This window comes from Rhizobium sp. YAF28 (genome assembly GCF_052113285.1).
In the GTDB taxonomy this organism is placed as follows: Bacteria; Pseudomonadota; Alphaproteobacteria; order Rhizobiales; family Rhizobiaceae; genus Rhizobium.
The window spans coordinates 613,600-636,118 of record NZ_JBFRCX010000001.1 but is presented as its reverse complement, the minus strand read 5'-3'; the positions used below and the strand labels follow the sequence as shown (position 1 = coordinate 636,118).

At 61.5% G+C, this 22,519-nt stretch carries 19 protein-coding genes and 1 riboswitch; of the genes, 8 read left to right on the top strand and 11 right to left on the bottom strand.

Annotated elements, in window-relative coordinates:
• Positions 1-5 precede the first annotated feature (5 nt).
• Entirely contained in the window at positions 6-872 is an 867-nt protein-coding gene (locus AB4Z13_RS03345; protein WP_113325370.1) for a D-alanyl-D-alanine carboxypeptidase family protein, read from the top strand.
• A gap of 78 nt (positions 873-950) precedes the next feature.
• On the opposite strand, the gene AB4Z13_RS03340 is transcribed toward AB4Z13_RS03345, so the two are convergent.
• Genes AB4Z13_RS03340 through AB4Z13_RS03325 form a run of 4 tightly spaced genes read right to left on the bottom strand, consistent with a single transcriptional unit; the run spans position 951 to position 4,991 of the window.
• Complete coding sequence (locus AB4Z13_RS03340; protein ID WP_007826825.1) at positions 951-1,565, bottom strand: ABC-type transport auxiliary lipoprotein family protein; 615 nt, start codon at positions 1,563-1,565, stop codon at positions 951-953.
• Between the two features lie 23 nt (positions 1,566-1,588).
• Entirely contained in the window at positions 1,589-2,959 is a 1,371-nt protein-coding gene (locus AB4Z13_RS03335) for an MlaD family protein (RefSeq protein WP_442205817.1), read from the bottom strand.
• Positions 2,960-2,968: 9 nt separating this feature from the next.
• Positions 2,969-3,820, bottom strand: a complete 852-nt coding sequence (locus AB4Z13_RS03330) for an ABC transporter ATP-binding protein (RefSeq protein WP_113325372.1) — start codon at positions 3,818-3,820, stop codon at positions 2,969-2,971.
• Position 3,821: 1 nt separating this feature from the next.
• Positions 3,822-4,991 (bottom strand): ABC transporter permease, encoded by a 1,170-nt coding sequence (locus AB4Z13_RS03325; RefSeq protein WP_439017205.1) that lies wholly within the window; start codon positions 4,989-4,991, stop codon positions 3,822-3,824.
• A gap of 101 nt (positions 4,992-5,092) precedes the next feature.
• On the opposite strand from AB4Z13_RS03325, the gene dgcA reads away from it, so the two are divergent.
• A complete protein-coding gene (gene dgcA / locus AB4Z13_RS03320; protein ID WP_442205816.1) occupies positions 5,093-6,076 on the top strand; it encodes an N-acetyl-D-Glu racemase DgcA in 984 nt (327 codons plus the stop codon).
• Here dgcA and AB4Z13_RS03315 read toward each other — a convergent pair.
• Positions 6,028-7,248, bottom strand: coding sequence for an MFS transporter (locus AB4Z13_RS03315; protein WP_442205815.1), 1,221 nt, complete (start codon positions 7,246-7,248; stop codon positions 6,028-6,030). The two genes, dgcA and AB4Z13_RS03315, sit on opposite strands and share 49 nt — an antisense overlap.
• A 193-nt stretch (positions 7,249-7,441) precedes the next feature.
• Positions 7,442-8,254, bottom strand: a complete 813-nt coding sequence (locus AB4Z13_RS03310) for a UDP-2,3-diacylglucosamine diphosphatase (RefSeq protein WP_439017206.1) — start codon at positions 8,252-8,254, stop codon at positions 7,442-7,444.
• A gap of 248 nt (positions 8,255-8,502) precedes the next feature.
• Between AB4Z13_RS03310 and AB4Z13_RS03305 the strand changes: the two genes are divergently transcribed.
• On the top strand, positions 8,503-10,815 hold the full coding sequence (locus tag AB4Z13_RS03305) for an NADP-dependent malic enzyme (protein WP_442205814.1): 2,313 nt from the start codon (positions 8,503-8,505) through the stop codon (positions 10,813-10,815).
• 48 nt (positions 10,816-10,863) lie between these two features.
• On the opposite strand, the gene AB4Z13_RS03300 is transcribed toward AB4Z13_RS03305, so the two are convergent.
• A complete protein-coding gene (locus tag AB4Z13_RS03300; RefSeq protein ID WP_113324483.1) occupies positions 10,864-11,397 on the bottom strand; it encodes a ribonuclease H family protein in 534 nt (177 codons plus the stop codon).
• Between the two features lie 197 nt (positions 11,398-11,594).
• On the opposite strand from AB4Z13_RS03300, the gene AB4Z13_RS03295 reads away from it, so the two are divergent.
• The gene (locus tag AB4Z13_RS03295) at positions 11,595-12,677 is read left to right on the top strand and encodes a DUF2865 domain-containing protein (RefSeq protein WP_442205813.1); all 1,083 of its coding nucleotides are present in this window, start codon (positions 11,595-11,597) and stop codon (positions 12,675-12,677) included.
• 29 nt (positions 12,678-12,706) lie between these two features.
• Here the strand turns inward: AB4Z13_RS03295 and AB4Z13_RS03290 are convergent, their stop codons facing one another.
• On the bottom strand, positions 12,707-13,561 hold the full coding sequence (locus tag AB4Z13_RS03290) for a LysR family transcriptional regulator (protein ID WP_439015120.1): 855 nt from the start codon (positions 13,559-13,561) through the stop codon (positions 12,707-12,709).
• Between the two features lie 134 nt (positions 13,562-13,695).
• Here AB4Z13_RS03290 and AB4Z13_RS03285 point away from each other — a divergent pair, with 134 nt between their 5' ends.
• Positions 13,696-15,240, top strand: coding sequence for an MFS transporter (locus tag AB4Z13_RS03285; RefSeq protein ID WP_442205812.1), 1,545 nt, complete (start codon positions 13,696-13,698; stop codon positions 15,238-15,240).
• A gap of 17 nt (positions 15,241-15,257) precedes the next feature.
• Here AB4Z13_RS03285 and bluB read toward each other — a convergent pair whose 3' ends face one another.
• The gene (gene bluB, locus AB4Z13_RS03280) at positions 15,258-15,959 is read right to left on the bottom strand and encodes a 5,6-dimethylbenzimidazole synthase (protein ID WP_442205811.1); all 702 of its coding nucleotides are present in this window, start codon (positions 15,957-15,959) and stop codon (positions 15,258-15,260) included.
• 42 nt (positions 15,960-16,001) lie between these two features.
• Positions 16,002-16,191: riboswitch (cobalamin riboswitch) on the bottom strand.
• Between the two features lie 142 nt (positions 16,192-16,333).
• On the opposite strand from bluB, the gene AB4Z13_RS03275 reads away from it, so the two are divergent.
• Both AB4Z13_RS03275 and AB4Z13_RS03270 read left to right on the top strand, forming a co-directional pair.
• Positions 16,334-17,758 (top strand): DHA2 family efflux MFS transporter permease subunit, encoded by a 1,425-nt coding sequence (locus tag AB4Z13_RS03275; protein WP_442205810.1) that lies wholly within the window; start codon positions 16,334-16,336, stop codon positions 17,756-17,758.
• A gap of 241 nt (positions 17,759-17,999) precedes the next feature.
• Positions 18,000-19,067, top strand: a complete 1,068-nt coding sequence (locus tag AB4Z13_RS03270) for a 3-deoxy-7-phosphoheptulonate synthase (protein ID WP_442205809.1) — start codon at positions 18,000-18,002, stop codon at positions 19,065-19,067.
• Positions 19,068-19,124: 57 nt separating this feature from the next.
• Here the strand turns inward: AB4Z13_RS03270 and AB4Z13_RS03265 are convergent, their stop codons facing one another.
• Entirely contained in the window at positions 19,125-19,958 is an 834-nt protein-coding gene (locus tag AB4Z13_RS03265) for a TolB family protein (RefSeq protein ID WP_442205808.1), read from the bottom strand.
• Between the two features lie 24 nt (positions 19,959-19,982).
• On the bottom strand, positions 19,983-21,662 hold the full coding sequence (locus AB4Z13_RS03260; protein WP_442205919.1) for an NAD+ synthase: 1,680 nt from the start codon (positions 21,660-21,662) through the stop codon (positions 19,983-19,985).
• Between the two features lie 201 nt (positions 21,663-21,863).
• Here AB4Z13_RS03260 and AB4Z13_RS03255 point away from each other — a divergent pair, with 201 nt between their 5' ends.
• On the top strand, positions 21,864-22,400 hold the full coding sequence (locus AB4Z13_RS03255) for a DUF1003 domain-containing protein (protein WP_113324491.1): 537 nt from the start codon (positions 21,864-21,866) through the stop codon (positions 22,398-22,400).
• The last annotated feature ends 119 nt before the right edge of the window (positions 22,401-22,519 follow it).

Here is a 22,519-nt window from a genome sequence, read left to right as displayed (position 1 = left end):
CATTGATGACCAAGACGACTTCCCGGCTCATGGCCGCCGCCCTCTCGTCCGCATTTCTTTTGGGCATGTTCATTCAGGCCGAGGCCGGCCAGGCAAGCTTCCTCGTGGACGTGCAGACCGGCCAGGTTCTGGAAGCGTCCAACCAGGACGATCTGAACTATCCGGCATCGCTGACCAAGATGATGACGCTCTATCTCACCTTCCAGGCGCTGCATGACAAACGCCTGACCTGGGATCAGAAGATCACCATGTCTGAAAATGCCGAGAGCAAGGAGCCCTTCAAGCTCGCTGTCGGCGCCGGCCGCAAGGTCACGGTCAAGGAGGCTGTCGAAGCCATCGTGGTGCTGTCGGCCAATGATGCGGCCGTGGCCCTTGCCGAACAGCTCGGGGGCTCCGAACAGGCCTTCGGTACGATTATGACGGATGAGGCCCATCAGCTCGGCATGAAGGACACCGTCTTCAAGAACCCGTCGGGCCTGCCGGATCCGGCGCAGGTCACCACGGCACGCGATATGGCCACACTCGGCGTGTCGCTGATGCGAGACTTCCCCGAAGAGTTCAAGCTCTTCTCGATGCGCGGCTTCCAGTTTCGCGGTATGAAGCTGCGCGGCCATAACAACCTGATGTACCGCTACAACGGCGTCGACGGCATCAAGACCGGCTTCACCGACGCATCGGGCTACAATGTCGTGACATCCGCAGCGAAGGACGGCCGCCGCGTCGTCGGTGTGGTCATGGGCGAAAAGACCGCCAGCCTGCGCGACGACAAGATGGCCGGCCTGCTCGACAGCTACCTGCCCTCCGCTTCGACCGCGACTGCATCCGCGACAGGCGGCAACCCGACGATGACGGATGCCCAGCCGACCAAGTAAGTCGTCCAGACAAGCCAGGAACGAATAAGGCCCGAAACCGTCTGACGGTTTCGGGCCTTATCTCTATAAAGACAAGGTTTAGATCGACGTCAGCGTCCAGCCAACAATCTGGTCGGTGACCGATGTAAAGGCACGGCCTAGTCCCTTCACGAAACTCACGTTGTCGCCGCCGGCCGGAGCAGTGGCCCGGAAGACCTGCTGGGCACGCACTGTGCCGTTTCGATCGTTGAGGATCTTGGCGGAAATCTCCACCACAGCCTTGTTGCCAGACGCTGCGTCGATCTCGAAGGAGCGGATGTCGGTCACGAGTTGATAGTCGATCGCCAGTCCCTGCCCCGGCTTTCCAACGCCGCCAAGCTTGCCGGAATTCTCGAAGGCCTGGACGAGCTTCGATTGCACCATCCGCGGCAGCGTATCGCTCCACTGAGAGCGTGACAGATACTGGATTTCCGAGGGCGAAACGCGGATGACGATCTGGTCGCTGTTCAGCGCCTTCAATGCCGTCGGATCGGCAATCAGGATCTGCTTGCTCTTGGCCGACGGACCGGTGCCATCGACCGTGGCTGCCGAGAGATCATAGGTGTCGTTCTTTGCCGTCGTTCCGCAGCCTGCAAGAAGCGCTGCCGTTAGCGGCAAAATAATCGCCGTTCCACGGATCCAGGAACGGCGCGACATCACATGCGATAGACCCATATTACGCTACCCCTGACCTCTGTTTAGCGCCGCGTGCGCCCGTCATATTGCTTGACCGTCGGTCCGCCGAAAATGATCCGCTGCGGATTCTGGTCGAAATTGCTGATGGCATTGTTGAGATTGTTCGCCGTGCCGCGCAGCTCGTTGACCAGCGTCTGCACGTCACTCAGGCCACTGCCCGAGAACCGCTGCAGATTGTCGGCGATCGGCCCGATGCGCGTATTGACGTTGTCGGCGACCTTCTTGAAGGATTCGAGCGTCGCGCGCGCCTCGGTGAACAGCGAATTCGTATTGTCGGAGCCGAGCAGCGCATCGACCTTGATGAGGATGCCGTCGACGCGCGTCGACGCCGAGTTCAGCTTGTTCGCCATCTGCTGGACGTCCTGGATCGTCTGGTCGATATCCTTGCGGCGGTCAGCGACCGTGGTGGTCACGTCGCGGATCGACGCGACGGCGGCGCGCGCATCCTTCGTCGCCTGGGCGATATCGTCGACCGAACCCTTGACCTTGTTGGCGTCGATGGCGGCGACCAGCGTATCGACGCGATCGAGCGTCACCTGCGCCTTCTTGCCGAACTCGTTGTAGGTCGTCACCGTCTGGTCGACTTTGGCGACCAGACCCTTAAGATCACTCGAGGCATCGGCCACGTCGCGGCTCACCTTCTCGGCATTGCTCAGGATCGTATTGATCTTTTTGGCATCGACCGCCTTCACTAGGTCCTCGACAGCCGCAAGCGTCGAGTCCACCCGGCCCGAGACGTTGCGCACCGTATTGGAGAGATCGCCGACGCTCTGCAGGAAGCTGTCGATATTGCCGGAATTCTTGGCAAGCGCATCCGAGAAGGTTTCTGCATTCTGCAAGGTCTTGGTCAGCGGCCCGCGCGCATCGCGCACAAAGCCCTGCACGTCGCCGACAGCGTCATTAGCGCGGTCGAGGATCTTGTCGGCGGTTGCGAGCAGGTTGGTGACACTCGACTGGTCGGCGACGATCACGGCGCGCTTGCCGCTTTCCAGCGCCTGCTGGAGAATGTTCTTGTCTTCCTTGCGGCCACCGGAAAGCTCGATATAGGCAGCACCGGTCAGGCCCTGGATTTCAAGGGCGGCCTTGGTGGACGGATAGATCGGCGCATCCGAGCGCACTTCGGTAAAGGCTAGCGAGTATTGCGGATCGTCGGCATCGATGGAGAGAGACTGCACCGAGCCGACCTGGATGCCGTTGAATCGAACAGGCGAACCGACGCTCAAACCGTTGGCGGAGCCGGGAATGCGCACGATCAGCTCGGCCATCGGCCCGCTGCGGCCATATTCCGCCATCCAGTAGACGAAGCCGAATGCGGCTGCGATCACCAGAACGGTGAAAAACCCGACGATCGTGTAATTGGCTTTGGTTTCCATCGTCTCCGGTCACTTCCCGCTGTCATGCTGCGCTCGGGCCGCCGGCGCGTCGTCCTGCGGCACGATCGAACGCGCGCGCTTGCCCTTGAAGTAGGCCTGAACCCACGGATCGTCGTAGGCCAGCATGTCGTCGATCGTTCCTTCCACCATTACCCGCTTCTTTCCAAGCACGGCAATACGGTCGCAGACCGAAAACAGGCTGTCGAGGTCGTGGGTCACCATATAGACGGTTAACCCCAGGCTATCGCGCAGATTGGCGATCAGCTCGTCGAATTCCGCAGCACCAATGGGATCGAGGCCCGATGTCGGCTCGTCGAGGAAGACGAGTTCGGGATCGAGCGCCAGTGCGCGGGCGAGTGCTGCACGCTTGATCATGCCGCCCGACAGCTCCGACGGATATTTGTCGGCCGCATCGGCTGCGAGCCCCACCATGCGGATCTTCAGATGCGCCAGCTCATCCATCAGCGAAGCAGGCAGATCGAGATATTCGCGCATCGGCACCTGGATATTCTCCTTCACCGTCAGTGAGGAGAAGAGCGCGCCCTGCTGAAAGAGAACGCCGAGACGCATATCGAGTGCATTGCGCTCCGGCTCGTCCAGCTCGTCGAAATCCTGCCCGAGAATCTTGATGGTGCCGGAACGGCGCGGCAGCAGGCGAAGCACGGTGCGCATCAGCACAGATTTGCCGGTGCCGGAAGCGCCGACGAAGCCGAGGATCTCACCGCGATAGATATCGAGATTGAGCTTGTCGAGCACGACCTTGGGGCCGAAAGCGACTGTGACGTCGCGCGCCGACAGCACGACATCCCGATTGCCGTTTTTGCTCGTTTCGATCGGTTGCTGATCCACGTCGTCCGCCATGTCAGAAATCGATCGCTGCATAGAACATCGCAAAAAGCCCGTCCATCAGGATGACGACGAAAATCGCCTTCACAACGGAGGCCGTCACATGCTGGCCGAGCGATTCGGCACTGCCGCCGACCTTCAGGCCCTCGACAGCTGCGACGATGCCGATGACGAGCGCCATGAACGGCGCCTTGATCATGCCGGCCAGTATGGTCGAAAGCGTTACGGCCTCATGCAGGCGCGACAGGAAGGTTGCGAATGTAATACCCGAATAAAGATAGGCAACGGCGGCGGCACCGGCCAGCGACGCAAAGTTGGCAATCACGGTCAGAAGCGGCAGCGCAACGGTCAGCGCCACCAGCCGCGGGAAGATCAGCACGCCGATCGGGTTGAGGCCCATCACCTTCAGCGCGTCGACCTCTTCACGCATCTTCATTGAACCGATCTCGGCGGTGATCGCGCTACCCGATCGGCCGGCGATCATGATGGCCGTCAGAAGCACGCCGATTTCTCGAAGCTGCAGGATGCCGACGAGGTCGACGACGAAGATTTCCGCACCGAAATAACGAAGCTGGAAGGCGCCCTGCTGCGCGATGATCGCGCCGATCAGGAAGGACATCAGCAGGATGATCGGAACGGCGCGCACGCCCATATGGTCGATCTGGTTGACGATCGAAGCCGGCGAAACGCCGCTGCCGCGGCCGAATTTCATCTGCGCGCCGCGCACCGCCGAACCGAGGATATACATGGAAGCGGCGACATTGTCCCAGACGTCGAGGGTCATCCGCCCGATCGGTGCGAGGATGCGCTCGACGATCGAGAGCTTCTCCTTCTGCTCGGGCTCCTGCTTTTCAGGCTCCTTGGAGAAGGTGGCGATCAGCTCGTCGATATGCTCGTTCGTACCCTCGAAATGAACCGGTCGCCCCGCCTCTTCCTGCTGTTTCTTTAGCCGGCAAAGCAACCAGATGCCGGCTGTGTCGATATCGGTGACATCGGAGAGATCGAGCGTCAGGTCGCCGCTCTTGTTGCGCGACAATTTCTCGAAATCCTGCAGGACGAGATGGATGTTGGCGCTGCGCCAATTGCCTTCAAGATGCACAAGCTGGCCCGAGCCTCCGGCTCGGTCGTCCACATGCAGCGAGGCGGCGTTGCGTTTCTCGGACTTCAAAATACTTGTGTCTTTCAATGCTTGCAGCGACAGTCCCGACTCGCGAACATAATATTCGCCGCCCGGCGCGTTAATATACAGAAGCAACGCGCAATTTCCATGCTCGCAGGAGAGCAAATATGCCGCGCCACCTTGATATCCAGATGAATTCATTCCCGATTGCGGGAACTTTCACCATCGCGCGCGGGGCAAAGACCTCAGCGGACGTGATCACCTGCACGCTGGCGGAGGGAGGCGCCAGGGGTTTGGGCGAATGTGTGCCCTATCGCCGCTACGGCGAGACGATGGAAAGCGTCATGGCGCAGATCGAAGCGGCCCGCCCGCTGATCGAGGACGGCATTTCGCGGGCCGGATTGCTGCATGCCATGCCGCCGGGAGCAGCCCGCAACGCCGTCGATTGCGCGCTGTGGGATCTCGAAGCCAAGCTTACGGGCAAGAGCGTCGCCTCGCGGCTCGATCTGCGCAAGCTGAAGCCGCTGACCACGGCCTATACGATCTCGCTCGGCGAACCCGATGTCATGGCGGCCCAGGCCCGCGAGCATGCGCAGCGCCCGCTCCTGAAGGTCAAGGTCGGCACTGACGATGACGAGAGCCGCATTCGGGCTGTGCGCGCCGCCGCGCCCGATTCCGCCATCATTCTCGATGCCAATGAAGGCTGGCCGGAAGACCGGCTGGAACATCACCTGCGCATCGCTGCCGAAGCCAATATCGCGCTGGTAGAGCAGCCGCTGCCGGCCGGACGCGACGACATGCTGGCCGAGATTGCCCGCCATGTACTCATCTGCGCCGATGAAAGCGTCCACCACACCGGCGACCTTGCCAGCCTTGCCGATCGTTACGACGCGATCAACATCAAGCTCGATAAAACCGGTGGCCTGACGGAAGCGCTGGAAATGAAGGAAGAAGCACAACGGCTTGGCTTCTCGATCATGATCGGCTGCATGGTCGGCACATCGCTGGCGATGGCGCCTGCCGTGCTTTTGGCGCAGGATGCCGATTTCGTCGACCTCGACGGTCCGCTGCTGCTTGCCCGCGACCGCGAGCCCGGCCTGAATTATGCCGGCTCTCTCGTATTTCCGCCGGAAGCCAGCCTCTGGGGCTGAAGGTAATAGGCGATGATGACGAGGGCGAGCCCAAAGGCGGCGACACAGGCCATGACATAATAGCTGTCGAGGCCGAGCGCGGAATAGATATAGCCCGAAGCGATCGTCATAAGGCCCGAGGCCATGCCGATATAGAAGAAATAGGCACCCTGGGCCGAGGCTTCCTGCGTCTCCTGCACCGTCGCGACGATGCGCCGTTGCACGCCGGTATGCACGAAAGCATAGGTGAAGCCGTGCAGGCATTGCAGCATGAAGAAGCCGATAAAGCTGGTCTCCGTCGGGAAAAACACCCAGCGGCAGATGCTGACGGCGCAGCCGAAGCGGATCAGTGTCCAGGCATTGAAGCGGCGGTTGAGGCGCCGCGACAGGAAGAACACCGTCACCTCAGAGGCCACCCCCGCACTCCAGAGCATGCCAACTTCGGCGCCCGAAAAGCCGAGCTGGTGCCAGTAGATCGATGAAAAGGCGTTGAGCAGCGCATGGCTTGCCTGCTGGATCGAAACGCCGAGCAGCAAAAGCAGCAGATGCGGCTCGCGCAGCCCGCTGCCCGTAGTCGCCGGAAGATTGATCGGCTGGCCGCGCCGCCGTGTCGGCCCGATACGGGGACAGAAGACCGCCATCGTAATCGTCAGCACGAAGCCGAAGATCATCACGGGCAGCACCATGCCGCCACCCCGGCGCCCGACCAGCTCGCCGCCGGTGAGCGTCGAAATAATGAAAGCGATCGAGCCCCAGACGCGCATGGAGCCGTAATCAAGCCCCCAGCGGCGCACACCCGAAATCACGATCGATTCGACGACGGGCACATAAGGGGCGAAGGTCGCGCCCTGTAGCGCAAAGACGATCAGCACCGGCCAGAAATTGCTTGTCCAGTAGAGCGCAATCGCCGTCAGCAGCGAGAGGATGCCCGACCATAGGAGCACATGCGCCCGCTCCTGCATGCGGTCGGCAAAGACCGCCACGATCGGCGCCACGAGAACGCGCACCACCATCGGTACGGCGAGGATCGTGCCGATCTGATGATCGTTGAACTGATGAGTCGCAAGCCAGACGGGGAAGAAGGGCAGGACGATACCGTTGACCAACAGCGGCGCACTGTAACAAAGCGCGCTAAGCTGCCGGAAGCGCGGCGGCGCTCCCTCACCCATCGAGGGATTTTGTGCGGGAATCATGATGGACCTGAAGGAAACTGTGCGTTGCCTAACACATCCCATCAAACACGACTATGGCGAGAAATAGCCCGATCGAAACGATACGGATATAAATCGAAACGATTTAAAAAATAAATAGGGCCTGTCGCCTGATGGCAACGGCTAAATTCATGATGCACCGGCGGAGACCGCCGATGCGGTACGCACACATTATTCAGGCAGCCTGCGGGGCGAGATCGCCCTCTTCCAGCAATTCGACCGATGTCAGTGCTGGCACGTTGCTGGTCAGCGCACGCCAGGTGATGAGTTCGAACGTGCCGTCTTCATGCTCGACGATCGCCGTGCAGCTTTCGACCCAGTCGCCGGTATTGATGTAGCGGATGCCGTCCATATCCTCGATCACGGCGTGATGGATATGGCCACAGATGACGCCGTCGGCGCCGCTCTTGCGGGCTTCCTCGGCAACCACACGCTGGAACTCGCCGATGAAGTTGACGGCGTGTTTAACCTGCAGCTTGGCCCAGGCCGAGAAGGACCAGTAGGGCATGCCGAGGTGGCGGCGGACCGCTGCGAGCACGATGTTGATGCGGATCGCCGTGTCGTAGGCCCAGTCGCCGAGATAGGCGAGCAGACGAGCGTTGCGCACGACGACGTCGAATTCGTCGCCATGCAGGATCAGGTACTTCTTGCCGTCGGCGCCGTCATGGATGATGCGCTCGACGACCTCGATGCCGCCGAAATGCATGCCCGGAAAGGCGCGCAGGAATTCGTCGTGATTGCCGGGAATATAGACGACGCGCGTACCCTTGCGCGCCTTGCGCAGGAGCTTCTGGACCACGTCGTTGCAGACCTGCGGCCAGTACCAGCTGCGCTTCAGGCGCCAGCCATCGACGATATCACCGACGAGGTAGATCGTGTCTGCCTCGTGGTATTTCAGGAAATCCAGCAGGAAATCCGCCTTGGCGGCTTTCGAGCCGAGATGCACATCGGAAATGAAGAGGGTGCGGAAGCGCCGAGGTTCCATCATGTCTGTCACAAGCCTTTCCGCTCGTGTCCCATCGTTCTTCGTCTGGTCTTCCAAAATCAGACTCGTGTATCAGGAAGATGACAAACCGCAGGAAAGGCCTGCAAAGCCGTTCAATCCACCGGCCAATGTCAGCTCCCCGTTACCATCAGGTCAAAAAGTTCAGCTGCGGCTATTTCCGTACTGTTCCGACCGGTCGATTGATGTATGGAGGAGTCTTCAAAAGACTTCGAACAACGCTGGAGGCGGCGATGGATCACCAGGAAAAATCCAAATCGGAAAAGAATTTGACGGGCGGCAGCCTCGACGAGCAGGCGCTTTTCTTCCACCGCTATCCACGCCCCGGCAAGCTGGAAATCCAGGCGACCAAGCCGCTCGGCAACCAGCGCGATCTGGCGCTCGCCTATTCTCCGGGTGTCGCCGCTCCCTGCCTCGCCATCCGTGACAATCCGGAGCAGGCTGCCGACTATACGTCCCGCGCCAATCTCGTTGCCGTCATCTCCAACGGCACCGCCGTGCTCGGCCTCGGCAACATCGGCCCGCTCGCCTCCAAGCCGGTCATGGAAGGCAAGGCCGTCCTCTTCAAGAAGTTTGCCGGCATCGACGTCTTCGATATCGAAGTGGATGCGCCAGATGTCGATCAGATGGTCGCTACCGTCGCCTCGCTCGAGCCGACCTTTGGCGGCATCAACCTTGAAGACATCAAGGCCCCGGAATGCTTCCGCATCGAGAAGCAGCTGCGCGAAAAGATGAAGATCCCGGTCTTCCACGATGACCAGCACGGCACCGCAATTATCGTCGCAGCCGCCATCCTCAACGGCCTGGAACTCGCCGGCAAGAAGATCGATGAGGTCAAGATCGTCGCGTCAGGCGCCGGTGCGGCAGCCCTTGCCTGTCTCAACCTGCTGGTGACGCTCGGTGCCAAGCGCGAAAACATCTGGGTCCACGATCTAGAAGGCCTCGTCTATGAAGGCCGCGTCGAGCTGATGGACGAGTGGAAGGCGATCTACGCCCAGAAGAGCGACACGCGCACGCTCGCCGAAAATATCGGCGGCGCTGATGTCTTCCTCGGCCTCTCCGCCGCCGGCGTCCTGAAGCCGGAACTGCTGGCGCAGATGGCCGAAAAGCCGCTCATCATGGCGCTTGCCAACCCGACGCCGGAAATCATGCCGGACCTCGCCCGCGCTGCCCGCCCGGATGCGATGATCTGCACCGGCCGCTCGGACTTCCCGAACCAGGTCAACAACGTCCTCTGCTTCCCCTATATTTTCAGGGGTGCGCTGGACTGTGGCGCCGAGACGATCAACGAGGAAATGAAGATGGCGGCCGTGCGCGCCATCGCGGCCCTCGCCCGCGAGGAGCCGTCGGACGTTGCTGCCCGCGCCTATTCCGGTGAAACCCCGGTCTTCGGCCCCGACTATCTCATCCCCTCGCCCTTCGACCCGCGCCTCATCCTTCGCATCGCGCCTGCTGTCGCAAAGGCTGCTGCCGAAAGCGGCGTCGCCCGTCGGCCGATCACCGATTTCGATGTCTATCTCGACCATCTGAACCGCTTCGTCTTCCGCTCCGGCTTCATCATGAAGCCGATCTTCACGGCGGCAAAGACGGCAGAGCGCAAGCGCGTCGTCTTCTCGGAAGGTGAAGACGAGCGCGTGCTGCGCGCCGCCCAGGTCCTGATCGAAGAAGGCATTGCCGAGCCGATCATCATCGGCCGCCCGCAGGTCATCGAAACGCGCCTGAAGCGTTACGGCCTGCGCATCCGCCCTCTGTCGGATTTCGAGGTCATCAACCCCGAGGACGATCCGCGCTTCCGCGAATATGTCGATCTCTATCTGCAGCTGGTCGGTCGCCGCGGCGTCATCCCGGAGGCAGCGCGCACCATCGTTCGTACCAACACGACCGTCATCGGTGCCCTGGCGCTGAAGCGCGGCGAAGCCGATGCCCTGATCTGCGGCCTCGAAGGGCGTTACGAGAAACACCTCCGCGACGTGCGCCAGATCATCGGCAAGCGCCCGAATGTGCGCGACTTTTCCGCGCTCAGCCTGTTGATCTCGCAGCGCGGCGCGACCTTCTTCACCGACACCTATGTGACCTTCAATCCGACGGCCGAGGAAATCGCCGAGGCGACAGTGCTGGCAGCTGAGGAAATCAAGCGCTTCGGCATCACCCCCCGCGCTGCCCTCGTCTCCCATTCGAACTTCGGCTCGCGCGAATCCGAAAGCGCCACCAAGATGCGCAATGCGCTGCAACTGGTGCGTGAAGCGGCTCCTGATCTCGAGGTCGACGGCGAAATGCACGGCGAAAGCGCGATCTCTGAGGAGCTGCGCCGCCGCGTCATGCCACACACGACGCTGCATGACGAAGCCAACCTGCTGGTCTTCCCGAACCTCGATGCGGCCAACATCACGCTCGGCGTCGTCAAGTCGATGACCGACGGCCTGCATGTCGGCCCGATCCTGCTCGGCACCGCAATGCCGGCCCATATCCTGGCGCCGTCCGTCACGTCTCGCGGCGTGGTCAACATGGCAGCCCTTGCTGTTGTCGAGGCATCGCAGCCGGCGTAAGCCGCGCTGCGGCCGTCTGCGAAGCGACGGCCGTTGGCTTCCGGCATATCAGGCACGCCGTATGGATCGGCGTCCCTGATCCGACAGCTCGTCGGCGCGTTCGTTACCTTCAATGCCGGAATGGCCCTTGCACCAGGCAATCGCTATCAATGGATTCTGGGATAGCGCGATATCGACGGCTTTCCAGAGTTCCGCATCCGAGATCGCCCGGTTTCTGGCCTTGCCACCTGGGTTGCTTTTCTTCCAGCCATTGTTCCTCCAGATAGGACGCCAGCTGTTGCAGCCGTCTACGGCGTAGACGGAATCGGACCAGATGACCGCTGCCACGCCCTCTGCTGTGCGGCTGATCCAGATTGCCGCCTCGAGCACTGCAGTCAGTTCCATCGCATTGTTGGCGGAATCTTCTACGCCGCCGAAACCGGACGCGATTTCCACGCCATCGCGGTAGGCGACGAAGGCCCACCCGCCGTGCCGCGTACCGGGCTCATAACAACCGTCCACGAAAACGTGAAGGCCGTGTCGGGGTTCCGGTTTTACCGGTGTCGTTGAGAGAGAACGAATCTCGTCGGAAATTCCTGTCATATCAGCCGTTTAGATATCAGCGGGCTCCCGCGTAGCTGCGGGAGAGATGGGAGTGGAAGCATAGGGCTTGCTGGATAAGATCGCAAAAATGCGCTAGGAATTACTTCGAGCTTATTAAGGGAAATACGTTAAGACAAAGCGCGGTCGGTTGAAGCCGCAATTGACCGATAGATACTTTCTCATTCCGGGACGACGTCGTGAAGCGCCGAAACCTGTCTCTCCTCTTCTTTCTGGCATTTGCGGTTCCGGCAGCCGCTGAGACCAATGCGATCTGCGAGGATCTGCGCGGGCGTCTTGCCGATCTGCCGCAATCGATCGGCACGAATGGTGCCGAGATGCGCCAATATGCGGGCGCGCTTGCCGAACAGAACCTGGAATTGCGCAAGGTGCGCGGCGATCTGCGCCGCTACGGCTGCACGTCGGGCAGCATGGTCGTCGTCGGCGGCGAAAATGCCGGCTTCTGTGGGGAGCTTGAGCAGTCCGAAGCCAAGATGGTGGACAATATCCGCTACCTGCAGGACCGCCGCAACGAGTTGCGCCAGGGTGGTGCCGATCCGGCCCGCGAGGGGCTGATGGCCGCACTCGAAGACAATGGCTGCAACAGCGACAGCTTTAGCGAACCTGCGCAAGGCGATGCCTATGCCACGGCTCCTTCCATCGAGGAGCAGGCCATGCGCGGCGACACCTTCATTCCGCTTGGCGGCGGCGAGCGTTACGGCCTGCCGCGGGCGGAAATGCTCTCGCCCGTCAGCACCATCTGCGTACGCACCTGCGACGGTGGCTTCTTCCCGATCAGCAATAATGCAACCTCGGTCGATTTCGGCCGCGATGCCGCGACCTGCGCCAAGATGTGCCCTGGTGTGGAGACGGAGCTCTATTACCGCGACATCTCCAGCGCCGAAGCCTCGAACATGATCTCGACGGCAACGGGCGCCCCCTATGGCGCGATGAAGAATGCCTTCGCCTACAAGACCCGCGCACCCGGCGAAAAATCCGCCTGCTCCTGCAATCTGACCGCCTATTACGAGGAAATGCGCAAGAGCCAGGCAGCCTATGCGCCGGCGCCTGAGCCGAAGGGTTCGATCACCACGATCCATACAGACGCACCGAAGGCTGTGAGCGCCCCGCCCGCCCCGCAGGCGCAGGTGCCGGATCGTCCCTACGACCCCGCCAGCAACAAGGTGCGCCAGGTTGGCCCGCAATTCCTGGCCGGCGATCAGGGCAAGATCGATCTCACCAATCCGGCGACATCAGGCCCGCAGCCCCAACAACAGCAATAACCACGATATCGGCAGTCGAAATCGCATCTTCAGTTTGACGAGCGATGCTCCCGGAAGGCTGCCGCCAGTGTGCGCAGCGCCGCACGCGACTTGGCATCCGTCAGTGTCGAATGCAGCACGACCTCGGAGGATGGCAGCGCTGGCAGGCCGAAGCGCTCGCTGACCTCGATCGTGCCGACGGGCGCCAGACGATGGGAGAAGGTCGAGACGGCAAGCCCGGCTGAAACGGCTGCTGTCACAGCCGAAGAGCCTCCGCCGAGGAAGACTTCCGCCCAGGGAATACCGGCCGCATCGAGCGCTCGGGTGCAGACATCCCGCACCTTGCAGTTGGGCGACAGTGCTGCAAGACGCAGCGGTTCGCCGTGGCGATATTCGAATTGCGGCGTTGCAAACCAGCCGAAATGCTCTGGTGCCAGAACCTCGCCATCGCGCCGGTCCTCATCCCGACGGACGATCGCCGCATCCAGGTCGCCGCGATCGAAGGCGGCGAGCAACTCGCAGGAATTGTCGAGCCGCACCTCGATCGTCAACCCCGGGTCATGGGCATTGAGGCGCGCAAGCAGCGTCGGCACTTCCGGGCCAGCGACATGGGCCGCAATGCCCAGCCTGAAATGACGGCGCGACGAGGAAAGTGCCGCGACCGCACGGTCATGGGCGGCGAGGAATTCCCGTGCGGCATCAAGAAATACCGCCCCCTGTGCCGAAAGCCGCACCAGCCGCGGCGTGCGTTCGATCAGCCGATGGCCGAGCCGCTCCTCCAGCCGTTTGAGCTTGACGCTAATCGCTCCTTGCGTGCTGCCGAGCTCATTGGCGGCGCGGGTGAAGCTCTTGTTCTCGGCGATCGTCACGAAAGCCTGAACGGAATCGACATCGAGCATGGTCATTGGATCTATCCGAAATTGTTGTGTCTGAAATAGTCAATCATCCAATTCTGTAATGATCAAGCTCTGCTTATGCTGACGCAAATGGACGACAACGGATGTCACCCTTGTAAGTCTCAACGTCGAAAGGCCAAAGCATGACCTCTGCCTCACCTCAATCCTCACGTATCAGAGGCATCGTCGCCCTGATGGCGGCCTGCCTCTCCTCACTGATGTTCGGCCTTGAAATATCGAGCGTACCGGCAATCCTGCCGACGCTGGAAAAGGTGCTGCATGCCGATTTCAGCGCGCTGCAATGGATCATGAATGCCTATACGATCGCCGTGACGACGGTGCTGATGGCCGCAGGCACATTAGCCGATCGCTACGGCCGCAAGCGCGTCTTCCTGATCGGCATTGCCGCCTTTGGCCTCACCTCGCTGATTGCCGGCCTTGCTCAGGATGTTTCGCTGCTAATCGTTGCTCGCTTTCTGCAGGGTATGAGCGGCGGCGTGATGCTGATCTGCCAGGTGGCCGTCCTCTCCCATCAATTCCCGGAGGGCAGAGCCCGCAGCATGGCCTTCGGCTGGTGGGGCATCATCTTCGGGATCGGCCTCGGCTTTGGCCCGATCATAGGCGTTGCGATCGTAGCAGCCGCCGGCTGGCAATGGGTCTTCCTCATCCATGCCGTGCTGGCAGCCGTGACGGTGGCCCTTGCCGTAACGGGCGTTGAGGAATCGCGTGACCCCGCTGCAGGACGGCTCGATATGGCCGGAATTGTCACCCTTTCGCTGGCGGTCTTCTGCCTCGCTTTCTTCATCACCCAGGGTCCGGCTCTCGGCTTTGCCAGCCTTGCCGCGCTTGCCACTATCGGACTTTCCGCGGCAAGCCTCGTCGCCTTCATCTTCGCCGAGAGGCTGAACCCGCGACCGATGTTCGATGCCTCGGTCTTCGGCATCCGCGCCTTCTCGGGCGCCATCATCGGCTCGGCTGCCATGAATATCAGCTTCTGGCCCTTCATGATCTATCTGCCGATCTGGTATGAAGCCGGTCTCGGTTATGGCAGTGTGGCCGCGGGTCTGGCGCTGCTTGCCTATACGCTGCCGACGCTCGTCGTACCGCCGCTCGCCGAACGGCTCATGCTGCGCTATCGGCCGGGCATCATCATTCCCGGCGGCCTTTTCACCATCGGGCTCGGCTTCCTGCTGATGAAATCAGGCAGTGCCGCCGCCGCGCCAAGCTGGCTGACGATGCTGCCCGGCGCGCTGCTTGCCGGCATCGGGCTTGGCTTCACCAACACTCCGGTCACCAATACGACGACAGGCGCTGTCTCCAGCGATCGCGCCGGCATGGCTTCCGGCATCGACATGAGCGCCCGGATGATCTCGCTCGCCATCAACATCGCCGTCATGGGCTTCATCCTGTTCAGCGGCGTGCTCTCCCACCTCAAGAGCACCTTGCCAACCTCGACGGATGCCGGCGACCTGCGCCTGCTCGCCGAACGGATCTCCGCCGGCAACATTGCCTCCCTGCCAGACATTCCGGCCGGGACGGTGCATGATGCGCTCGTCGCAGGCTTCGGCGGCGTCATGCTCTATGGCGCGATCGGCGTCTGGCTTCTGGCCGCCGCAAGCTTCCTCGTCTTTGCCCATCGGAAGACGCCGGCCTGCGCCAAGGATTGCGGCACCCAGCCGGCAGAATGATGCACACCCGCGCCGGCTCAGACCGGCGCGGCCTCGCTTTCCACCTGCCCCCAGCCATCATGGAAAACCAGCTCTTCCAGCGCCATCCGCTGCCGCCAGCCTTTGACCGCCAGTTCCGGCTTATCATAGAGCCGGTCGACGAAGCCGGCGCAGAGCCAGGCTACCACCTCGATATGATTGGGAATGCCGAGGATCTCCTTCAGGTCACCCTCGCGAAAAATGCTGACCCAGCCGATGCCCACCCCTTCGGCTCGTGCCGCAAGCCACAGGTTCTGGATGGCGCAGACGGTGGAATAGCTGTCCATGCGCGGATTATGTGTGCGCCCCAGCACCACGCTGCCGCTGCGGGTTGGATCGCAGGTCACGCAGATGCCGAGCGGCGCCTGGACAATGCCTTCGAGCTTCAGCGAACGGTATTGCTCCTGCCGCTTGCCGTCGAACATGCGGGCCGCTTCCTCATTCGCCTTGAGGAAGGCATCGCGTACCCGCGCCCTCACCTCGACGCTCTTCACCAGAATGAAATTCCACGGCTGCATGAAGCCGACCGAGGGCGCGTGATGCGCGGCGGTCAAAAGCCGCGTCACGAGATCATCCGGCAAGGGGTCGGGCAGGAACTGGCTGCGCACGTCACGCCGCGTCATGATTGCGTGATAGACGGCCTCGCGTTCGGCCGCAGAAAAGCTGGATGCCGGGCAAACGGCATCATCAATGGGTCGCATCGTCAAATCCCCAACAACGCAACCGCCCGCCGTCCGCGCGGGTTGGGTCTATCTTGCCAGGCCGGTCTTCTGACTTGGCGTCATCCGCTTGGCCGCCGCCTTCCCGGCCTTGCGGCCAGTGGCATTCTATGCGGCAAGCGTCGGCCTTACAGCGTTGGGCACGTTCCGGTCTTGCACCGGATTCCCGATTCTCCCGCTTGTGAAAGCGGGCACCTGACGGGTGATCTATGGCGCGGAAACGGCATGGCGGCAAGCTGCATGCGACATTCATTTCGTGGACAGGCTGAAAATGCTGGCCTAGAACGAGACCCGACGCCGCTGGCGCCGAATCCCCTCTCATTGCCTTCCGGTTGCCCGTGTCCCGCCTAACACCAATGATCCTTGCGGTCGCCCTGTTCATGGAACAGATGGATTCGACCGTGATCGCCACCAGCCTGCCGGCGATTGCTGCCGATATAGGCACTTCGCCGATCGCGCTGAAACTTGCGGTAACGAGCTACCTCGTGGCGCTCGCAATCTTCATTCCGATCAGCGGCTGGATGTCGGATCGCTTCGGTGCACGCAACATCTTTCGGCTCGCGATCTTCGTTTTCATGGTTGGCTCGGTCGCCTGCGCATTCTCCAATTCCATCGCCGCCTTCGTCATTTCCCGCCTCATCCAGGGTGCCGGCGGCTCGATGATGACGCCGGTCGGGCGATTGCTCCTGGTGCGCGGCACGCCACGTCACCAGTTGGTGAATGCCATGGCATGGCTGACCATTCCGGCGCTGATCGGCCCGATCATGGGCCCGCCGATCGGCGGCTTCCTGACAACCTATCTCAGCTGGCACTGGATCTTCTGGATCAATGTGCCGATCGGCATTATCGGCATCGTCCTCGTCACCCGTTTCCTGCCGGCCGTCGAGCCGCGAAGCCCGAAGCCGATGGATTTTCCGGGCTTCTTCCTGTCGGGTATCGGCTTTGCCGGTTTCGTGTTCGGCCTCTCGGTCATCAGCCTGCCCGCCGTTCCCGTCATCTACGGCTATGTCACTGTGGCCGTCGGCGTCCTCTCCGGCATTCTCTATTTCGTGCATGCCAGGCGCACCTCGCATCCGCTGCTCGACCCCAAGATGTTCCGCTACCCGATGTTCCGGGCGGCGATCCTCGGCGCCTCGAATTTCCGCATGGGCCTCGGCGCGCTGCCCTTCCTCATGCCGCTGATGCTGCAGCTCGGCTTCGGCCTGACGCCGCTGCAGTCAGGCTCGATCACCTTCATCAGCGCTCTTGGCTCCATGGGCTCGAAATTTGCAGCCACCCGCACCTATAACGCCTTCGGCTTCCGCAACGTCATCGCGCTGACGACCTTCCTCGCGGCGATCTTCCTCGGCGTGAACGGCTTCTTCACTGCCGAAACGCCGATGTATCTCATCATGGGCTCTCTTCTTGTCGGCGGCCTGTTGCGCTCCATGGCCTTTTCGGGCGTCAATGCCATGGCCTTCGGCGATGTGGACGAGGCCGACAGCAGTCAGGCGACCGCCATCAATGCGGTGGCGCAGCGCATCTCCATGGCCATGGGCGTTGCGGTTGCCGGTACGATCCTGGAAATCTCCTCGAGCTTCCATGGCGGCAAGCTTTTGGTCTCGGATTTTCATATCGCCTTCTTCATCGTGGCGGCGATATCAGCACTTGCCTGCATCACCTTCCTGCGCCTGCCTGCCAATGCCGGCGAGGAGCTGACGACACGCCGCCACAAGAACAGACATGCCGAGACGGCAGAACCGGAAGAGGCCCAGGGACAGGCAATAGCGGAGAGCCGCTGAAAACTTCACGGATCTGTCGTTTTTCCTCACAGATTCTACGTGACAATTCCGATCGGCATGGCTACATAAGCCGCATGTCGATTTCGTCCGTTTACGCATCGCGATTTTATTCGTACCGCTGCTTCCAGCGGATGCGGGTCTGTGCGTAACCGAAACTAACGCGACGACAACCCGAACAGCCGCTAGTCAACCTGGCGGCTTTTTTGTTCCGCCACGGTATGACCAAACAGGAGAGCATACCGTGACTGACACTATTGATGATCTGCGCATCGTCGAGATCACCCCGCTGACCAAGCCTGCCGATATCCTTTCGGAAATCCCGCGTGACGCCGCTGTTACCAAGACAGTAACCAGCACGCGCGACATGATCCACAATATCCTGACCGGTCAGGACGACCGGCAGCTCGTCATCATCGGCCCCTGCTCGATCCACGATCCGGCAGCCGCCCGCGAATATGCCGGCCGCCTCATGGAGCAGCGACGACGTCTCTCCGGCGATCTCGAAATCGTCATGCGCGTCTATTTCGAAAAGCCCCGCACCACCGTCGGCTGGAAGGGCCTGATGAACGACCCGCATCTCGATGGCAGCTACCGTATCGAGGAAGGCCTGCGCCTCGCGCGGCGCCTGCTGCTCGACATCAACGCCATGGGCCTGCCGGCCGGTTGCGAATTCCTCGATACGATCACGCCGCAATATATTGCCGATCTCGTCAGCTACGGCGCCATCGGCGCGCGCACGACCGAAAGCCAGATCCACCGCCAGCTCGCCTCGGGTCTCTCCTGCCCGATCGGCTTCAAGAATGGCACGGATGGCAGCGCGCGCATCGCACTCGATGCAATCATGGCGGCCTCCCAGCCGCACCATTTCCCGGCTGTCACCAAGGATGGACAGGCAGCGATTGCCTCCACGCGCGGCAACGAGGACTGCCACATCATCCTGCGTGGCGGCAAGCGGCCGAACTATGAGGCAGCTGACGTGCAGGCTGTCATCGCCGAAGCCGTCAAGCTCGGCGTCGACCCGCGCATGCTGATCGATGCCAGCCACGCGAACAGCAACAAGGACCCGATGAACCAGCCGAAGGTCGTCCATGACGTCGCCGGCCAGATCCTTGCCGGCAACCACCACATCAAGGGCATGATGATCGAGAGCAACCTCGTCGCCGGCCGCCAGGATCTCGTTCCCGGCAAGCCGCTCGTCTACGGCCAGTCCATCACCGATGGCTGCATCGGCTGGGATAAGTCCGTCGAGGTGCTCGAGGATCTGGCCAAGGCCGTCCGCGACCGCCGCAAGGCAGCCGTCGCAGCCTGAGTGGCCGCATCAGTCGCGGCGGGCAAACCCCGCCGCGTCATCCTTCAATGATGATGATCAGGCTTTGGCCGGAAAATACCGCACATAGGCGAATTCCTCGCCATCCGGTGACCAGTTCGGCACGTTGATCGTGCCCTGCCCGCCGAAGAGCTCGAACAGCTCTGTCAGGTTGCCGCCGTCCATGTCCATCATGCGTAGCCTTACGTTGAGATCGCGCGGATGGTCGAAGATATCGGGGTCGTAGGAGAGGATCAGAACCTTGTCGTTGTTGGGCGACGGATGGGCGAACCAGTTGCCGTAATTGTCTGATGTCACCTGCTGGAGACCCGTGCCGTCAGGGTGGATGCGCCAGATCTGCATCAGGCCGGTGCGGCTGGAGTTGAAATAGATCCACTGCCCGTCGGCCGACCAGTCCGGCCCGTCATTGCGGCCTTCTCCATGCGTCAGCCGTTTCTCCTCGCCGCCTTTGACCGAGATCGTGTAGATATCGAAGAGATCGTTGCGGATGCCGCAATAGGCAAGCTCGCGCCCATCGGGCGACCAACCATGCCAGTAGGACGGCAGGTTCTTGGTGATCAGCCGCGGCTTGCCGCCCTCGATCGGCAGGATGTAGATCGCCGATTTGCCGAACTCGGTCTTGTCGGAAATGACGATCTCTTCGCCATCGGGTGAAATGCCGTGGTCATTGTTGCAATGGACAGCAAAGCCGGTATCGACCTTCTCAACGAGATCGCTGCCGTCGAGCCGCAGGCGGTAGAGCAGCCCGTCGCCATTGATCAGCAGATAGGCACCGTCGCGTGAGAAATTCGGCGCCTCCACCAGCGCCTCCGTCTGCCAGACGACGCGGCTTTCGCCTCTCCTGACGTTGTAGATTTCGACAGAGCTGCGCATCTCGTCCTCTCCCAGATGAGTTTTCTATCGATCCCGGAACCGGTTGGTGATCGGGTAGCGCCGGTCGCGGCCGAAATTCTTCTTGGTGATCTTCACGCCCGGCGCCGACTGGCGGCGCTTGTATTCGGCGAGATAGAGCAGATGCTCGATGCGGTGGACCGTCTCGACATCATGGCCGCGCGCCACGATCTCCTCGACCGCCATCTCCCGCTCGACAAGGCATTCGAGTATGTCGTCCAGAACAGGATAAGGCGGCAGCGAATCCTGGTCCTTCTGGTCGGGGCGAAGCTCGGCCGACGGCGCCTTGTCGATGATGTTTTGCGGAATGACCACGCCCGAGGGGCCGAGCGCATCCGGCGGCACATTCTCGTTGCGCCAGCGGGCCAGCGCATAGACCTGCATCTTGTAGAGATCCTTGATCGGGTTGAAGCCGCCGTTCATGTCGCCGTAGAGCGTCGCATAACCGACCGACATTTCCGACTTGTTGCCTGTCGTGACCACCATCGAGCCGAACTTGTTGGAGATCGCCATCAGGATGGTGCCGCGTGCACGGCTCTGCAGGTTCTCCTCGGTGATACCGCTGTTCGTGCCCTCGAAGAGGCTCGACAGCGCCGAGGAAAAGCCCGTCACTGGTCCCTCGATCGGCACGATATCGTAGCGGCAACCGAGCGCCTTGGCGCAATCGGCCGCATCCTTCAGCGAGTCTTCGGACGTATAGCGATACGGCAGCATGACCGTGCGCACCCGTTCCTCGCCGAGCGCATCGACGGCGATTGCCGCGCAGATCGCCGAATCGATGCCGCCCGAGAGGCCGAGCACGACATTCTTGAAGCCGTTCTTGTTCACATAGTCGCGGAAACCGAGCAGGCAGGCGCGGTAATCGGCCTCCTCGCTCTCGGGTATGCGCGCCATCGGCCCTTCCGAGCAGTGCCAGCCGTTTTCTGTCCGCTTCCAGGTCGTCACCGCAAGGGCCGTCTCGAACTGGCTGAGCTGGAAGGCGAGCGACTTGTCGGCATTGAAGGCAAAGCTTGCGCCGTCGAAGACGAGCTCGTCCTGGCCGCCGAGCTGGGCGGCATAGACCATCGGCAGGCCGGTCTCGATCACCTGCTTCAGCACCACCTGATGGCGGATATCGACCTTGCCGCGATAATAGGGCGAGCCATTCGGCACGAGCAGGATTTCCGCGCCGCTTTCGGCGAGCGTCTCGCATACACCGAGATCGCCCCAGATATCTTCGCAGATCGGAATGCCGATGCGCACGCCGCGGAAATTCACGGGTCCAGGCATCGCGCCCTGGTCGAAGACGCGCTTCTCATCGAACTCGCCGTAATTCGGCAGGTCGATCTTGTCGCGCACGGCAATCACCTTGCCGCCGTCGAGCACGGCGATGGAATTGTAGCGGCCCGTCTCGTCCTGGCGTGGAAATCCAATGACGATGCCCGGTCCGCCATCGGCGGTATCGGCCGCAAGGCTTTCGACCGCCGTCCAGCAAGCGCGGATGAAGGCCGGCTTCAGAACCAGATCTTCCGGTGGGTAACCGGAGATGAAAAGCTCGGTCATCATCAAGAGATGCGCGCCCTGCCGCGCCGCATCGGCGCGCGCCTCACGCACCTTGGCAAGGTTTCCGGCGACATCGCCCACCGTGGGGTTCAGCTGGGCGATGGCGATGTTGAAGGTCTGGGAGAGAGCGTTTTCCTGTGTCATGTCATTCATTTAATCCGCCCCTTCGTGCACCGCAATAAGCCGCTTCAAAAGCCGTAGCGATCTGCGGCGAAAATTTGATGAAGGGTGGCCCCATCGCTCTGCCTATCCCTCTGTTTGTCTTGCGCGACGCCGATACGCATTGCAATTTGCGGCGACGGCGGAATACTGCGCGCCAATTCGATCCACTCCCGGGACAATGCCATGTATAATCTTCCGAATTTCGTCCACCTGCATTTCGGCAAGCCGGCCGAAGAACTGGGTGACATCGAAAAGCGCGTGCTGGCCAAGGCACATGAGCGCAAGATCATCTCCACCGACGTCAACGCCGCCATTGCCGCCGAATCCTCCTTCGGCGAGCGGTTGGCCGATGGCATCGCCCGTGTCGGCGGCTCCTGGTCCTTCATCCTGGCCTTCCTCGCCTTTCTCGTCGTCTGGACCATCATCAACACGGTCATCCTTTTTTCCCGCGCCTTCGACCCCTATCCCTTCGTATTCCTGAACCTCATCCTTTCCATGCTTGCGGCTATCCAGGCGCCGATCATCATGATGTCGCAGAACCGGCAGGCCGAACGCGATCGTTTCGAGGCCGCCAAGGATTATGAGGTGAATCTGAAGGCCGAGCTTGAGGTTCTGTCGCTGCATCAGAAGATCGATATGCGTGTGCTGACGGAACTGACTGCGCTGCGAGAGGATGTCTCCCGCCTGAACGCCATCCTTGCTGAGCGCGGGCAAGCTTGAGCCCGCTAAAATAGCACGGCCTTAAACGTCTGAAATCTCGTCGCAATTCCAGCCCTGTCACCGCGTTTCATTTGACAGGGAGCAGGCATTTAGCCAACCTGCGGCCATCACGCAGGGAG

Bases quoted from the DNA above. Each gene is read 5' to 3' on its own strand.
- AB4Z13_RS03345 (WP_113325370.1), top strand. From the start codon at position 6: ATGACCAAGACGACTTCCCGGCTCATGGCCGCCGCCCTCTCGTCCGCA.
- AB4Z13_RS03340 (WP_007826825.1), bottom strand. From the start codon at position 1,565: ATGGGTCTATCGCATGTGATGTCGCGCCGTTCCTGGATCCGTGGAACG.
- AB4Z13_RS03335 (WP_442205817.1), bottom strand. From the start codon at position 2,959: ATGGAAACCAAAGCCAATTACACGATCGTCGGGTTTTTCACCGTTCTG.
- AB4Z13_RS03330 (WP_113325372.1), bottom strand. From the start codon at position 3,820: ATGGCGGACGACGTGGATCAGCAACCGATCGAAACGAGCAAAAACGGC.
- dgcA (WP_442205816.1), top strand. From the start codon at position 5,093: ATGCCGCGCCACCTTGATATCCAGATGAATTCATTCCCGATTGCGGGA.
- AB4Z13_RS03315 (WP_442205815.1), bottom strand. From the start codon at position 7,248: ATGATTCCCGCACAAAATCCCTCGATGGGTGAGGGAGCGCCGCCGCGC.
- AB4Z13_RS03310 (WP_439017206.1), bottom strand. From the start codon at position 8,254: ATGATGGAACCTCGGCGCTTCCGCACCCTCTTCATTTCCGATGTGCAT.
- AB4Z13_RS03305 (WP_442205814.1), top strand. From the start codon at position 8,503: ATGGATCACCAGGAAAAATCCAAATCGGAAAAGAATTTGACGGGCGGC.
- AB4Z13_RS03300 (WP_113324483.1), bottom strand. From the start codon at position 11,397: ATGACAGGAATTTCCGACGAGATTCGTTCTCTCTCAACGACACCGGTA.
- AB4Z13_RS03290 (WP_439015120.1), bottom strand. From the start codon at position 13,561: ATGACCATGCTCGATGTCGATTCCGTTCAGGCTTTCGTGACGATCGCC.
- AB4Z13_RS03285 (WP_442205812.1), top strand. From the start codon at position 13,696: ATGACCTCTGCCTCACCTCAATCCTCACGTATCAGAGGCATCGTCGCC.
- bluB (WP_442205811.1), bottom strand. From the start codon at position 15,959: ATGCGACCCATTGATGATGCCGTTTGCCCGGCATCCAGCTTTTCTGCG.
- AB4Z13_RS03275 (WP_442205810.1), top strand. From the start codon at position 16,334: ATGATCCTTGCGGTCGCCCTGTTCATGGAACAGATGGATTCGACCGTG.
- AB4Z13_RS03265 (WP_442205808.1), bottom strand. From the start codon at position 19,958: ATGCGCAGCTCTGTCGAAATCTACAACGTCAGGAGAGGCGAAAGCCGC.
- AB4Z13_RS03260 (WP_442205919.1), bottom strand. From the start codon at position 21,662: ATGACACAGGAAAACGCTCTCTCCCAGACCTTCAACATCGCCATCGCC.
- AB4Z13_RS03255 (WP_113324491.1), top strand. From the start codon at position 21,864: ATGTATAATCTTCCGAATTTCGTCCACCTGCATTTCGGCAAGCCGGCC.